The sequence below is a fragment of the Corynebacterium sp. MSK008 genome (genome assembly GCF_030232585.1).
In the GTDB taxonomy this organism is placed as follows: domain Bacteria; phylum Actinomycetota; class Actinomycetes; order Mycobacteriales; family Mycobacteriaceae; genus Corynebacterium.
In genome coordinates, this window is the sequence record NZ_JASPJX010000002.1 from 110,079 (window position 1) to 123,798 (window position 13,720).

Genomic DNA, 13,720 nt, shown 5'->3' on the forward strand with positions numbered 1-13,720 from the left:
ACGGTGAGGGGGCCATAACGGGGAGGCGTCCAACGCGCGAGAGGGCGTTTCACGCGCGTTTTTCGCGCGCTACCCGTACGTGTCGCGCGGCCCGCGGCCCTTCACGTGCAGCGGGCCATACCGCCAGCTCTTCGTCTTCGGGCCGTACACGTGCAGCTTGGTCACCACGTCCGGCCCGACCTTCGCCGCAATCGCCGCGAGCACTTCGCGCTGCATGTACTTCATCTGCGTGGCCCAGGCGGTGGAGTCGCAGCTGACGTGCACTTCGCCGCCCTTGATCATCTCCACGTGCGTGTGCTGGCCGATCTTCTCGCCCACCAGCTCGGCCCAGTGCCCCATGACCCAGCCGTGCGCCATCTTCTCGGTCCAGTCGCGCTTGCGGATTTCGCTGCCTAGCAGGTTGCCAAAAGAGGAGACTTTGTAGCTGCGCGGCAATGCGCGCCCGTCCAGGCCGGTGGGGATGCCTCGCACATTTGCTTTGCGACGTTCCTCCGGCACGTCCAGACCAGGCACCGTGATGCCCGCCTTTGGTCCGTCGTGAAGCGATGGTGTGTTGCGCCTGGGGATGGTGCTAGTGCCCTGGCGGGACAGGTCCGGCAGGCGGCCGCCGCGCTTGCGGGCGGTGGCGCGGACGGTGTCGAAGCTGCGTTTAATCAGATCGCTCAATGGCGCTCACCCCGTCCTGCATGGTCACGGCGTAGCGCGCGGCGACGGCGTCGTCGAGGTTGCCGGGCAGGTCGTCGCCCACCGCGGCGGTGACCAGGACCTGCTCCGCGTCGGCGGCGACGTGCACGAGGCGCTCGCGGCGTTTGGCGTCCAGCTCGGCGAAGACGTCGTCGAGGATCAGCACCGGGTCGGTGCCCTCGCTGGCCAGAAGCTGGTATTCGGCGAGGTGCAGCGCCAGCGCGTAGGACCAGGTTTCGCCGTGGGAGGCGTAGCCCTTCGCGGGCTGGTCGCCGAGCATGAGCGCCAGGTCATCGCGGTGCGGGCCGACCAGGGTGGCGCCGCGGTCGATCTCGTCTTTGCGGCGACGTCCCAGCTCAGCGAGCATGGCGGCCTCGAACACCGCCGGGTCGCGCGAGGGCCCGCCGTTGAGCTCGGTGACCGCGCGGTCCAGGGTGGAGCTGTACGCCACCGACGCCGGGCGCGACTCCGGGGCGACGGACTGGTAGGCCTCGGTAATGCGCTCGGAAAGCTCGTCGACGAGGCCGAGCCTTCCTGCCACCACCTGCGCGCCAAGCGCGGCGAGTTGGCCGTCCCACACGTCCAAGGTGCTCAACGCGCTGGCGCCGTCTTCGTCTTGGTAGCCGCGACGCAGCGCCATGTTCGAGCTCTTCAGCAGAGCGTTTCGCTGCCGCAGCACCTTCTCGTAGTCCGCGCGGGCGCCGCCGAGGCGGGGTGTTCTTAAGGCGGCGAGGTCGTCCAAGAACTTGCGCCGCTCCGCCGGCTCGCCCGTGATCAGGCGCAGGTCCTCCGGGGAGAACATCACCACCCGCAGCACGCCCAGCAGCTCGCGGGCGGATTTCAGCCGGGTGCGGTTGATCTGGGCCTGGTTCGCGCCGTGCGCCTTGACCAGCAGGTGGGTGGTCAGCGCGCGTCCGTCGTTGACGGTGGTTGCGGACACGCGGGCGTTGTCGGCGCCGGCGTGGATGAGCGGAGCATCCGTCGATACGCGGTGGCTCGACAGCTTCGACGAATAGTGAACCGCCTCGACGATATTGGTCTTGCCGTGGCCGTTGCGGCCCGCGAAAACGGTTACGCCCGGCTCAAGCTTGAGATTCAGCTCGGGCCACGAGCGGAAATCACGCAGATCAAGCTCGCGGACGTGCATGGGCTAGCCCGGGAGGCGAACCGGCATGAGCAGGTAAGTGAAGTGCGTGTCCGGGGTCGGGAACGTGCCCTCCTCGCCGCGCTCCGGCAACTGATCCGGCTGCGGGATCATAATCGCCGGGCGGGAGGCCTCCGTGAAACCGAACACGACGCGGTCGGTGCCGATGACCGACAGGCCGTCGCGGAGATAACCCGCGTTGAACGCGATGAGCAGCTCATCCACACCGGTGAACGCGGCCTGCAGCGTCTCCTGGGCCGCGCCCGAATCCGCGCCGGAGGAGAACAGCGTCAGCTCGCCTTCCTTGAAGTGCATGCGCAGCTGCGCGTTGCGGTCCGCGACCAGGCTCACGCGGCGGATGGACTCCAAAAGCGGCGCGACCTCCACCGACGCGATCGCCGTGTGGGTCTTCGGCAGCAGCGGCGCGACGTTCGGAAAGTCGGCGTCCAGCATGCGGGTGGTGGTTTCGCGGTTGCCGGTGTGCAGGCCGAACAGGCCGTCGCCGCCGATGTTGTCGGCAGTGCCCGCGGCGAGCTCCACCGGGTCGTCGATGGACGTGTCCAGCGTGCGCGCGTTATCCAGCAGCGTCTTCGCCGGGACGAGCAGGTCGGCCTTCACGTCCGGGCTCGTCGGCTCCCAGGTCAGGTGGCGCTGCGCCAGACGGAAGCGGTCCGTGGCGGTGAGGGTGACATTCTCGCCGTCGATCTCCATGTGGATGCCGGTGAGCATCGGCAGCGTGTCGTCGCGGCCCGCGGCGGAGGCCACCTGGGTCACCGCGCCCGTGAGCGCCGCCGGGGAAATACGGCCGGTGACCTCGGGCAGGTGCGGCAGCTGCGGGTAGTCGTCCAGCGCAATGAGCGGGAGTTCGAAGCGGGAGGAGCGCGCCTTCAGCGTCATCACCTTGGAGTCGGTGGAGACCTCGATGGCGTCGTTAGGCATGGTGCCCACGATGTCCGCGAGCAGTTTGCCAGCCACCGCGACTCGGCCCGGCTCGTTCACCTCGGCGCCGATACGCACGCGGGTGGAGACCTCGTAGTCGAAGCCCGCGAACTCCAGGCCGTTGTCGTCGGCCGTAATTACAACCGCGCGCAGCACCGGCTGCGTCGACTTGGTGGGCAGGCTGCGCGCAACCCACGCCGCGGCGTCCGCGAGCTCATCCTTATGGACGCGAAACGACACATTGTTGTCCATGACTGCGCAGTCTCCTTTGGCATTTTCGGCATTTCGGGCAGAGCCAGATCGGACACCACTCTACATTTGTGATTCGCCTGCGCGCACTCTGCCTATCGACGTCCAAAGGTCGCCGCCGCGCCGAGATTGCACACCCTCTCTTTCTCCAGATTGAATTACAAGAAGTAAAGAGGGGAACAACAGTAGGTGTTGGGGAATCTGTGGATTGGGCCGGTTTTGCGCCGGTCGCAAGGCGTGTCGCTTCTGTGATTCAGGGTGTGGATAACTTGTGGATAAGTCAGCACCCCTGTGGATAGTTTTTCGGGGTCGTTGAAATTACACAAACGGAACCGCGTTCTTCCACCGGTTATGCACACTCTGTCCCCAGCTTCTGCATGTGTGATGGCGGTTACATTGTGATCTACTTGGCCAAACTACATCGATGTAATTACACAGGTGTGGATAGGTCTGTGGAGAGTGGTACGGAAGTGATTTGGGGAGGAGAAAGAGGTGGTTGCTGGTCGGGCGCGCCGCCCCCACGCAGACCCTGGGAACAATACCCTGGGAATGCCAAAAAATCGCGCTATCCCAGGGTATGCGTCCCAGGGTCTAGCGCGAACGAGCGTGGAAACAGCGGCGATGCGCCACCTACCGTGCGCGGGTGCGGGCGCGGTTTTTGATCACCTGCGTGAGCTCCTGGATCTCGTCGTAGGTGCCGCGGTTTTCCGTCATTTCCTTGCGGATCTTGCGGTCTGCGTACATGACGGTGGTGTGGTCTTTGCCGCCGAACTCGTCGCCGATCTTGGGCAGGGACAGCTCGGTCAGCTCTCGGCACAGGTACATCGCGATCTGGCGCGCATGGGCGACCTGCCTGGTCTTTCCTGCGCCAACCAGCTGGTCCAGGGAGACCTGGAAGTACTCGGCGGCGGCGTCCTTGATGGCGTCGGCGGTGATGTTGACGTCGCCTTCGTCGGGAAGGATGTCTCGCAGTGCTACTTGGGCGACTTCCATGGTGATCGGTTCGTTGATCAGCGACGAGTACGCCGACACACGGATCAGTGCGCCTTCGAGTTCGCGGATGGATGACTCGAATTGGGAGGCAATGAGCTCGAGTACGGCGTGGTCGACCTGGGTGCCGTCGGCGGCCGCCTTCTTCATCAGAATTGCGATGCGGGTTTCCAGGTCTGGCGGCTGCACGTCGGTGATCAGGCCGCTGATGAAGCGCGTCCTTAACCGGTCCTCGAGCGTGGTCAGCTCTTTCGGGGGCCGGTCGGAGGACAGAATGATCTGCTTGTTTGCCTGGTGCAGGGCGTTGAAGGTGTGGAAGAACTCTTCCTGGGTACCTTCTTTACCTTCGAGGAATTGGATGTCGTCGACCATCAGGATGTCCAGGTTGCGGTAGCGCCGCTTGAAGGATTCTTGGCGGTCGTCGCGCACGGAGTTGATGTAGTCGTTGGTGAATTCTTCGGAGGAGACGTATTTGATGCGCAGGCCCGGCTGCAGCACGCGCGCGTAGTTGCCGGCGGCGTGGAGCAGGTGGGTTTTGCCGAGACCGGAGCCGCCCCAGATGAACAGGGGGTTGTAGGCCTTGGCGGGGTTCTCGGCGACGGCGACGGCGGCGCCGTTGGCGAAGCGGTTGGATGAGCCGATGACGAAGTTTTCGAAGGTGTACTTCGGGTTCAGGCTGGCTTCGCGGTCGGGGTCGTGCGCGGGTTTCTCGCGGGGGATGCGGCGGTCGACGGTGGGATGCGCATTTGCTTCTCGACGGCTCCCCGCCACCTGTGCAGCATGCATCTGCGCCAATTCGTCCAGCCCCATGGGGATCTGCTCCCCCGCTGCCGGCGCTTCGACGTGGGATTGGGTGGGTTGCCAGCTGGGCTCCGGCGGCGGTACCGGCTGCTGAGCAGGCTCGGGCGCGGGCTCCGGTTCGGGCGCGGCCACGGAGACGGCCAGGGCGTAGGGCTGGCCGGTGTGGGAGGACAGCAGTGCTGTGATGTGGGGAGCCAGGGACTCCTCAATGACATTTTTGGCGGCTTGGTGGGGTGCGGAGAGTAAGGCGTAGCCGTCGACAAGCACGACCGGCTTCATTAGCCGCAGGTAGGCGCGCTGTTGGGGGGTGAGTGTGGGTACGGACGAGGTGGCCTGCTCCGAGAGGCGCAGCAGCTCGTCGACGACGCCGCGCCACAGGTCCTCGAGGTGTTGGTCCGCCAACGTCGTCTCCAGTCTGTTCCTGCCTACATGTGCAATCCACAACTCTGCTCGCCCGCTCGGCGCGCTGCCACCTGCTGCTCCACAGAGTTATCCACAGGTGTGGATACTTTAGCAGCGCCGGTTGTCCACAAGGATTGCACGCCCTGTGGATAACTTTGTGTGAGGTTCTGTATGGCTCCGACCTGCGCAAACAGCGAGTTTTGGGCGAAAGTCTCAACCGGTACTTCACAGTTATCCACAGGCCTGTGCATCCCCAGGCTGTGCGATTGTGGTGATTGCATCATTGTTACCCGCTCCGACCTTGGGCTGTCGAAACTTCGCCCGGGCCGGTTTTTGTGGATAACTCGGCGCGTCGAACAGCTGTCCACATGCTGCCAGCCCTCCCGCAGGGTGCGGGAAGGATTGCCCGCCCCACCTGCGAAAAAACACACCGTTGTAATTACGGGGGTACCCGATCGCCCCTGGAAAAAAGGTTGCGTGTTGATTTGGCCGGGGAGCACAAATTCGCGTAGTCTTAACCCCGTCTTTACGTCGGTTGCACCGGCGTACATCTGAGAGCACCGCCCCCGCCGGGCACCGGGCCGCTTGACCAAGGCGAGCTGGCGAAGGCGCTGCACGCGAACTGCGCTCCACATCCGGAGCCGAACCGCAATCTCAACGCAACGTTTCACATTTGGAACGGCCACTTCCCCGGGAGGCTTTGACGAGCCGTCGGCTGTTCATGACCGCACAAGGAGTCCACCGTGTCTAAGCGGACTTTCCAGCCGAACAACCGTCGCCGCGCACGCAAGCACGGCTTCCGTGCCCGCATGCAGACCCGCGCCGGCCGCGCCATCGTTTCCGCGCGCCGCAAGAAGGGCCGCGCAAAGCTGTCGGCATAGCCTCAAACCCGCGCGTGTTACCCCGCCCGCACAAACTTTCCTCCTCCGCAGACTTCAAAGCTGCGATGAGGAAGGGTGTGCGCGCGGGGTCTCGCACGTTAATGGTGCATCTACACCAGCGCCGCGACCCCGTCATCCAGGGCGGGCCGCGCTTCGGGCTGGTGGTGTCCAAGCAGGTGGGCAACGCCGTGACGCGGCATGCCGTGTCACGGAAGTTGCGCAGTGTTGTGGTGCAGCGGGAGCTCGTCGATAAGCTTGAGCGCTCCTTCGATGTTGTGATCCGCGCCCTGCCGCCCGCCGCCGCCGCAACGAGCGACGAGCTCGCGCGCGATCTAGAAAAAGCGCTGGACAAAGCGCAAAAGAAACAATAATGGCCTACTTCAACTTCGCCGGCGGCGAAATCCCCGCCGCGAAGGGGCCAGCCGCGAAACTGCTGGTGGGGCTGATTCGCGGTTACCAAAAGTACATCTCACCCCTTAAGATGGGCGGGACGTGCCGTTTTATGCCAGTATGCAGTGCGTATGCGCTCGAAGCCGTGTCACGCCACGGGGCGGTGCGCGGCGGCGCAATGGCCGCGGCCAGGCTGTGCAAATGCGGGCCCTGGCACCCCGGCGGCTACGACCCGGTGCCGGGCAGCATTGAAATGAGTGAGGAGTAACACCGAAACGTGCTGAATTTCATCTATTGGCCGATTTCCTGGGTGCTGAGGTTCTGGCACGAGGTTCTCGGCTTTGTCATCCCGAAGGATTCGGGCATCTCCTGGATCCTGGCCATCGTCCTGCTCACCTGCACGGTGCGTCTGCTGCTGGTGAAGCCGATGGTCAACCAGATGCGCTCCATGCGCAAGATGCAGGAGATGCAGCCGCGGATGCAGGAAATCCGCGAAAAGTACAAGAACGACCAGCAGAAGATCGCGGAGGAGACGCAGAAGCTCTACCGCGAAAACGGCACGAACCCGCTGTCGTCGTGCATCGTGCCGCTCGTGCAGCTGCCCATCTTCATCGGCCTGCTGCACGTGCTGCGCTCCTTCAACCGCACCAGTGAGCTGGGCATGTCCGTGGAGGAAAACCGCTCCACGGCAAACTACGCCTTCCCTGCGGAAGACGTGCAGTCCTTCCTGGACGCGGACTTCTTCGGCGTCCCGCTGTCCGCGTACATGTCCATGCCGGCTGAGGCTTTCGCCGCGTTCGGCAACGCGGATCTGACCCGCGCGCAGATTATCGCCGTGTGCCTGCCGCTGGTCGTGCTGTGTGCGGCGTTTACGCACCTCAACGCCCGCATCATGGTCCAGCGCCAGGAGGCCCGCAAGGCCGCCGGTAAGGGCCCGAAGCCGCAGGGCGAGATGGCTGAAATGATGCAGAACCAGATGGGTCTGATGAACAAGATGATGATGTGGTTCTTCCCCGTCATGATTCTTGCCACCGGCGTGATCTGGCACATCGGCCTGCTGTTCTACATGCTCACCAACAACGTCTGGACGTTCTTCCAGTCCATGTGGCTGAACAACAAGATGGACAAAGAAGAGGCCGTCGAGGAAGCGCGCAAGGTGGAGCTCAAGCGCACCACCGCCCCCGCCCCGGGCGCGCGCACCAAGGACCGCCGCACCAAGAAGCAGCGGAAGCAAGGTAAGTAGCCTCCTGCTTATCGACGCATGTCCCGGCCCGTTTTCGGCCGGGACTTTTTCACGTCGGCGGGCCGACTACAGTGTTGTGCATGTCGGATACCTCCCCTGCAGCCGCAGCCCAAGTTTTCGGAGAACGCCTCGGATTGGCCGAGGCCTACCACCGCTCGCTGGCCACCACGGCCGCCGAGCGTGGCTTCATCGGGCCGAAAGAGGTGGACCGCCTGTGGGAGCGCCACATCCTCAACTGCGCCGTGATCGCGGAGGCATTCGAGCCTGGGTTAAAGGTGGCGGACATCGGCTCCGGCGCCGGCCTTCCCGGTATCCCGCTGGCGATCGCGCGGCCGGACCTTTCCATCACGCTGATCGAGCCGTTGCTGAAGCGCTCCACCTACCTGGGCGAGGTTGTTTCCGAGCTGGGCCTGGACAACGTCACCGTGGTGCGCGGGCGTGCCGAGGAGCAGCCCAAGGCGGAGTTCGATGCCGTCACCTCCCGCGCCGTCGCCCCGCTGGGTAAGCTCGCCGGGTGGTCCATTCCGCTGCTGCAGGGCGGCGGGCACATGATTGCAATGAAGGGCGAATCCGTGGCGGAGGAACTCGAGCGCGACGCCAAAGCTATTACGAAAGCAGGCGGCGGCGAGGCGGAGATCTTCACCGTGGGCGACTCCGTGCTGGCCCAGCCCACCACATTGATCCGTATCCAGCGCAGAAAGAAGGGGGCGTAGATGGAACACTACGACGAGACTCCTGTGATGGAGGCGGCGATGCGCGCGGCGCGGGTGACGTCGAGAAGCGAAACGCTCCCGAAGCCGGACCAGCCGCGCGTGATCACCGTGGCCAACCAGAAGGGCGGGGTGGGCAAGACCACCACCAGCGTGAACCTGGCGGCCGGGCTGAGCAAGCAGGGCCTGAAGGTGCTGGTGATCGACCTGGACCCGCAGGGCAACGCGTCGACCGCGCTCGGGGCGGAACACACCTCCGGCACCACGTCGAGCTACGAGGTGCTCATCGGCGAGGCCGAGGCCTCCGACGCCGTGCAGCCGCACCCCGACAACCCGAACCTGTTCTGCATCCCCGCCACCATCGACCTGGCCGGCGCGGAGATTGAGCTGGTGTCCATGGTGCGCCGCGAGTACCGCCTGCACGACCAGATCCGCCGCGGCTTTTTGGACGAGCACGACTTCGACTACGTGTTCATCGACTGCCCGCCGTCGCTCGGCCTGCTCACCATCAACGCGATGACCGCGGTGGACGAGGTGCTCATCCCCATCCAGTGCGAGTACTACGCGCTCGAGGGCGTGGGCCAGCTGTTGGGCAACATCGGCATGATCCGCGAGCACCTGAACAACAACCTGCACATCTCCGCGATCGTGCTGACCATGTACGACGCCCGCACCCGCCTGGCCGCCGACGTGGCCGACGAGGTGCGCGGCCAGTTCGGCCAAGTGGTGCTGAACAACGTCATCCCCCGCTCCGTGAAGGTCTCCGAGGCGCCCGGCTACGGCCAAACCGTCATCGACTACGACCCCGGATCCCGCGGCGCGCTGGCCTACTTCGATGCGGCGAAGGAGCTGGCCACCCGCGGCGACTACCAGCCGCACCCCACCACCGGCCCGATCGGCGTGAGCCCCGAGGTCTACAACCAGCTCGAGGAGGAGTAATCAATGGCAGAACGCAAGGGCGGCCTCGGCCGCGGACTGGCGGCGCTCATCCCGTCGACGCCGTCGGACATCGACAAAAACGGCAAGACCCCGGGCATCGGCGGCGGCGCCTCCGACGTGATTTTTGGCAAGCAATTGCCTGACGACGCACCGAAGGGCGCCCCCAAAAAGAAAGTCCAGGGTGCCCCGACAGTGTCCGCCAAGCGCGACAAGGTGATCCAGCCCGTGCCGGTGGGCGCGCGCTACCAGGAGATCCCGGTTGGTCGGATCATCCCCAACCCGAAGCAGCCGCGCCAGGTCTTCGACGAGGACGAGCTGGCCGAGCTGGTCCACTCTATCCGCGAGTTCGGCCTGCTGCAGCCCATTGTCGTGCGCGACACCCCCGAGGGTTTCGAGCTGATCATGGGCGAGCGCCGCTGGCGCGCCTCCTCCAAGGCCGGCCTGAAGCACATCCCGGCCATCGTGCGTGAAACCTCCGACGAGGACATGCTGCGCGACGCGCTGTTGGAAAACATCCACCGCGTCCAGCTCAACCCACTGGAGGAGGCGGCCGCCTACCAGCAGCTCCTCGACGAATTCGGCGTGACCCAAGAGCAGCTCGCGGACCGTTTGGGCCGCTCACGCCCCGTGATCACTAACGCGATCCGCCTGCTTAACCTGCCCGTGGGCGTGCAGCGCCGCGTCGCCGCCGGGGTGCTTTCCGCAGGTCACGCCCGTGCACTATTGGGCATCAAGCTGGGCGACGACACCGCCGACGCCCAAGCCCAACTCGCCGACCGCATCGTCGCCGAGGGCCTTTCCGTCCGCGCGACGGAAGAGGCCGTGTCCCTGATCAACGCAGGCGGCAAGGTGCCGGACAAGCCGAAGCGCCAGCCCGCCCCGCAGCCGGAGTACCTCACCCGCGCCGCCGATTCACTCGCGGACATTTGGGACACCAAGGTGTCGGTGACCATGGGCAAGCGCAAGGGCAAGATCGTGGTGGAGTTCGGCGACAAGGACGACTTCGAGCGCATCATGGGGCTCATCCAGGGCACCGACTAGGCGAGTAAAAGGTATCTCACCCGGATTTGTTCACTGGGGGGTGAACAAATCTGGGATTTGGCGGTTTTTACCTGGGGGAAATGAACAAATTCCCTTTTCACAGCGAAATTGGTTCACTGCCGAGACCGGGGCGGGTGAACAATTTCGGGCGGCGCCCGCCGCTAGGCGTGCTTTTCCTCCCGCAGCAGCTCCTTGAAGGAGTAGGTGCCGGTGGGCCGGTTGTCGTGGTCGAGCAGGTAGAGGCGTTTCACAGCCACCACGACGGCTTCGGCGATGGCGTCGCGCTCGTTGGGGTCGGTGAGGACGGCCAGGTCGCCCGGGTTAGTCAGGTAGCCGGCCACCAGCTCCACTGAAGGCATCCGGGTCATGCGCAGCATCTCCCAGGTGCGGGCGTGGTTGCGGCAGTTCTGCAGCTGGGTGCGTGCGGCGACCTCGCGCTGGATGTAGCCCGACAGCGTCTCGCCGGTCAGCGACGAGCTGCCCTTCTCGGAGCCGAAGTAGAACGTGGCCACGCCGTTGGCCTTCTCGTTCGGGTAGGAGTCCAGGCGCAGGGAGATGAGCAGGTCCGCTTTGAACCCGTTGGCCAGGTCGGCGCGTTGTTTGTTGGAGGGGTTGTCGCCGCGGGGGCGCGACAGGATGGTCTCCATGCCGGCGGCGACCATGCGGCCCTCGATGCGCTGGGCCAGATCCCAGAGGATCTCTTCCTCTGTGATGGGGCCGTAGGGGCCGTCGACAACCAGGCCGCGGTCGGAGCCGCCCAAGTCCGGGTCGATGACCACGCGCTTGCCGGTCAGGTTCGGGCCGGCCTGGCGCACGGTCTCGCGCTCGCGGATGGCCTGCGCGGAGCCGCCGGTGATGCGCCGTCCCAGAAGTGACAGGGCGTGCAGGGTGTCGGGGCCGCACACCCCGTCGTCCTCCAGCCCGGAGTTGAGCTGGTAGTTCATCAGCGACTCGTAGGTGCGCGGCCCGAAACGCCCGTCCACCCGATGCGGGTAGAAGCCCAGCTCGTGGAGCTGGTTCTGCAGCTGCCGGACGTCGTCGCCGACCATTTCCTGGCCGGGCTGGTAGCTCAGCACGCGTGCGCCGAGGGTGTAGGACGCCTCGCGCAGCTCCCGCAGCGTCGCCGAATCGATGGTCCCGGTGGGCACGATGCCACGGGATTGTTGGAAGGCTTTGACGGCTTCGCACAGGATGTCGTCGTAAAGCATCTCGGCTTCGGTGAAGCGGCGGGTGGAGTCGATCTCGCCCTCGTAGCCGTCTAGGAGGCCCAGGCGGGCGAGTGACATCCGGACCTCGGCGACCCGTGTGCTGGAGTCGCCAACGCGCAAAATGTCGTGCATGCGGGCCTTTCTATTCGGATGGACAGGGGTTAAGTCTACGCGCCGTTAGAGCTGCGCTTGAATCTTGGAAACGATCTCAGATTTCGGTCGCACACCCACGAACTCGTCGACCTTCTTGCCGTCCTTGAACAGCATGACGGCGGGGATGGACATGACCTGGAACATGGCGCCGAGTGCGCGCTCGTTGTCCACGTTGACCTTGGCTACCTTGACTTGGCCGTCCATTTCTTGGGCGATCTCGTCGAGCAGCGGGGAGAGTTTGCGGCAGGGGCCGCACCACTCCGCCCAGAAGTCCACGAGCACCGGAGTGTCGGCCTCGATGACCTCGTTTTTGAAGGTTGCTTGGGTCACATCAACTGGTGCGTTCATGCGCGCCAGTCTACAGCGCCGCCAGGTAGTGCTGTGCGTCCAGCGCGGCGCGACATCCGGCGCCGGCGGCGGTGATGGCTTGGCGGTAGGTCTTGTCCACCAGGTCGCCGCACGCGAAGACGCCCGCGACGCTCGTGCTTGTCGACGGCTCCGCCACCTCAACGTAACCCCCCTCATCCACGGCGACCTGGCCGTCCAGGAACCCGGAGCGCGGGTCGTGGCCGATGGCGACGAACAGCGCGGTGGCGTCCAGCACACGCTCCTCGCCGGTGACGACGTTGCGGATGTTCAGTCCGCCGACCTTGCCGTCGGCCTCCACCACGGAGTCGACGACGGTGTCGGTGAGGAACTCGATCTTCTCGTTCTCCCGTGCGCGCTCGAGCATGATCTTTGAGGCGCGGAAGTTCTCGGAGCGGTGGATGAGGGTGACCTTGGAGCCGAACTTGGTCAGGAAGGTCGCCTCTTCCATGGCGGAGTCGCCGCCGCCGACGACGGCGATGTGCTGGTCTTTGAAGAAGAAGCCGTCGCAGGTGGCGCAGGTGGACACGCCGCGGCCGGTCAGCTCCGCCTCGCCCGGGATGCCCAGGTGGCGCGGGGCGGCCCCGGTGGCGAGGATGACGGCGCGGGCCTGGTAGACCTCGTCGTCCACGACGACCTTCTTGATGTCGCCGCTAAAGTCCACGGAGTCCACCAGCTCCTGGCGCAGGTCCGCACCGAACTTCTCGGCCTGGGCCCGCATGTTCGCCATGAGGTCCGGGCCCATGATGCCGTCTTCGAAGCCGGGGAAGTTCTCCACCTCGGTGGTGTTCATCAGCTCGCCGCCGTACTCGTAGCCCTCGAACACGAGCGGTTTCAGCTCGGCGCGGGCGGCGTACAGAGCGGCGGTGTAGCCGGAGGGACCGGAGCCGACGATGATCAGGTCGTGCACGTGGTCCGTGCCGGTGGTGGCCGGCGCGGCCGCCGCTTCGGTTTGCGGGGTGACAAAGTTGAAGCCGGGGGAAGTCATGGTTGCAGATCTTAGCGCGCCGGCGCCGCCTCCCCTATCGCCGCTGCGACGGCCTCGCGCGCGCGGTAGCGGCGCGACTTCACGGTGCCGGGTTGCACCCCGAGTTCGGCCGCGGCGTCGCCGACGCTCATGCCCGCGACGTCGATGAGCCAGAGTGCTTTGCGCTGCGCCTGCGGCAGCACCGCCAGGGCCTGACGCATGGCCATGGTGCGCTCCATGTTCTCCATCGGGTTGTACGCGAGGTACCTGTTCGCGTCGATGTCCACGTTGTCGTTGTCGTCCAGGCTGTATTGGGCGCTGGCGCGGCCGTCCTTGCGCTGGTGGTCTATGGCCGCGTTGATGGTCATGCGGTGCAGCCACGTGGACAGCTTCGCCTCCCCGCGGTAGGTGTGCAGGCTGCGCGCCGCCTTGAACAGCGCGTCTTGGACGATGTCTTGGGCGTCCTGCTCGTTGCGCGCAAAGTTGCGGGCGGCGAAGTACATGCGCTTGCGGTGGCGCCGCACGATGAGTGTGAAGGCGTGCCGGTCCCCTCCCAGGTAGTTCGCCACCAGCTGCCTGTCGTTGATGTAGTCCATTGTCCCCCCAAAGATTC

At 65.3% G+C, this 13,720-nt stretch carries 15 protein-coding genes; 7 read left to right on the forward strand and 8 right to left on the reverse strand.

Annotation, left to right across the window (positions count from 1 at the left end):
- Positions 1-69: 69 nt before the first annotated feature.
- The 4 genes from QP996_RS02165 to dnaA form a co-directional block, all read right to left on the reverse strand.
- Positions 70-666, reverse strand: a complete 597-nt coding sequence (locus QP996_RS02165; protein ID WP_284870998.1) for a DciA family protein — start codon at positions 664-666, stop codon at positions 70-72.
- The gene (gene recF / locus QP996_RS02170; protein WP_284870999.1) at positions 650-1,831 is read right to left on the reverse strand and encodes a DNA replication/repair protein RecF; all 1,182 of its coding nucleotides are present in this window, start codon (positions 1,829-1,831) and stop codon (positions 650-652) included. The genes QP996_RS02165 and recF overlap by 17 nt, the downstream gene beginning before the upstream one ends.
- Positions 1,832-1,834: 3 nt before the next feature.
- On the reverse strand, positions 1,835-3,019 hold the full coding sequence (dnaN, locus tag QP996_RS02175; protein ID WP_284871000.1) for a DNA polymerase III subunit beta: 1,185 nt from the start codon (positions 3,017-3,019) through the stop codon (positions 1,835-1,837).
- 627 nt (positions 3,020-3,646) lie between these two features.
- Entirely contained in the window at positions 3,647-5,209 is a 1,563-nt protein-coding gene (gene dnaA / locus QP996_RS02180; protein ID WP_284871001.1) for a chromosomal replication initiator protein DnaA, read from the reverse strand.
- 743 nt (positions 5,210-5,952) lie between these two features.
- On the opposite strand from dnaA, the gene rpmH reads away from it, so the two are divergent.
- The 7 genes from rpmH to QP996_RS02215 all read left to right on the forward strand — a co-directional run bounded on the left by rpmH (position 5,953) and on the right by QP996_RS02215 (position 10,413).
- The gene (rpmH, locus tag QP996_RS02185; protein WP_171193055.1) at positions 5,953-6,090 is read left to right on the forward strand and encodes a 50S ribosomal protein L34; all 138 of its coding nucleotides are present in this window, start codon (positions 5,953-5,955) and stop codon (positions 6,088-6,090) included.
- Between the two features lie 14 nt (positions 6,091-6,104).
- Positions 6,105-6,461, forward strand: coding sequence for a ribonuclease P protein component (gene rnpA, locus QP996_RS02190; protein WP_284871002.1), 357 nt, complete (start codon positions 6,105-6,107; stop codon positions 6,459-6,461).
- On the forward strand, positions 6,461-6,748 hold the full coding sequence (yidD, locus tag QP996_RS02195; RefSeq protein ID WP_181889403.1) for a membrane protein insertion efficiency factor YidD: 288 nt from the start codon (positions 6,461-6,463) through the stop codon (positions 6,746-6,748). The genes rnpA and yidD overlap by 1 nt, the downstream gene beginning before the upstream one ends.
- 9 nt (positions 6,749-6,757) lie before the next feature.
- Complete coding sequence (gene yidC / locus QP996_RS02200) at positions 6,758-7,723, forward strand: membrane protein insertase YidC (RefSeq protein ID WP_284871003.1); 966 nt, start codon at positions 6,758-6,760, stop codon at positions 7,721-7,723.
- A gap of 80 nt (positions 7,724-7,803) precedes the next feature.
- Entirely contained in the window at positions 7,804-8,436 is a 633-nt protein-coding gene (gene rsmG, locus QP996_RS02205) for a 16S rRNA (guanine(527)-N(7))-methyltransferase RsmG (protein WP_284871004.1), read from the forward strand.
- Positions 8,437-9,372 carry a ParA family protein gene (locus QP996_RS02210; RefSeq protein WP_284871005.1) on the forward strand — a complete coding sequence of 312 codons (936 nt, stop codon included), beginning with the start codon at positions 8,437-8,439 and terminating at the stop codon, positions 9,370-9,372.
- Positions 9,373-9,375: 3 nt separating this feature from the next.
- Complete coding sequence (locus tag QP996_RS02215) at positions 9,376-10,413, forward strand: ParB/RepB/Spo0J family partition protein (protein WP_284871006.1); 1,038 nt, start codon at positions 9,376-9,378, stop codon at positions 10,411-10,413.
- Between the two features lie 161 nt (positions 10,414-10,574).
- On the opposite strand, the gene QP996_RS02220 is transcribed toward QP996_RS02215, so the two are convergent.
- Genes QP996_RS02220 through QP996_RS02235 form a run of 4 tightly spaced genes read right to left on the reverse strand, consistent with a single transcriptional unit; the run spans position 10,575 to position 13,703 of the window.
- Positions 10,575-11,753 (reverse strand): N-acetylmuramoyl-L-alanine amidase, encoded by a 1,179-nt coding sequence (locus QP996_RS02220; protein WP_284871007.1) that lies wholly within the window; start codon positions 11,751-11,753, stop codon positions 10,575-10,577.
- Positions 11,754-11,798: 45 nt separating this feature from the next.
- Complete coding sequence (trxA, locus tag QP996_RS02225; RefSeq protein ID WP_239356571.1) at positions 11,799-12,122, reverse strand: thioredoxin; 324 nt, start codon at positions 12,120-12,122, stop codon at positions 11,799-11,801.
- Between the two features lie 10 nt (positions 12,123-12,132).
- Entirely contained in the window at positions 12,133-13,128 is a 996-nt protein-coding gene (trxB, locus tag QP996_RS02230) for a thioredoxin-disulfide reductase (RefSeq protein WP_284871008.1), read from the reverse strand.
- A gap of 11 nt (positions 13,129-13,139) precedes the next feature.
- Positions 13,140-13,703 (reverse strand): sigma-70 family RNA polymerase sigma factor, encoded by a 564-nt coding sequence (locus QP996_RS02235; protein WP_284871009.1) that lies wholly within the window; start codon positions 13,701-13,703, stop codon positions 13,140-13,142.
- Between the last annotated feature and the right edge of the window lie 17 nt (positions 13,704-13,720).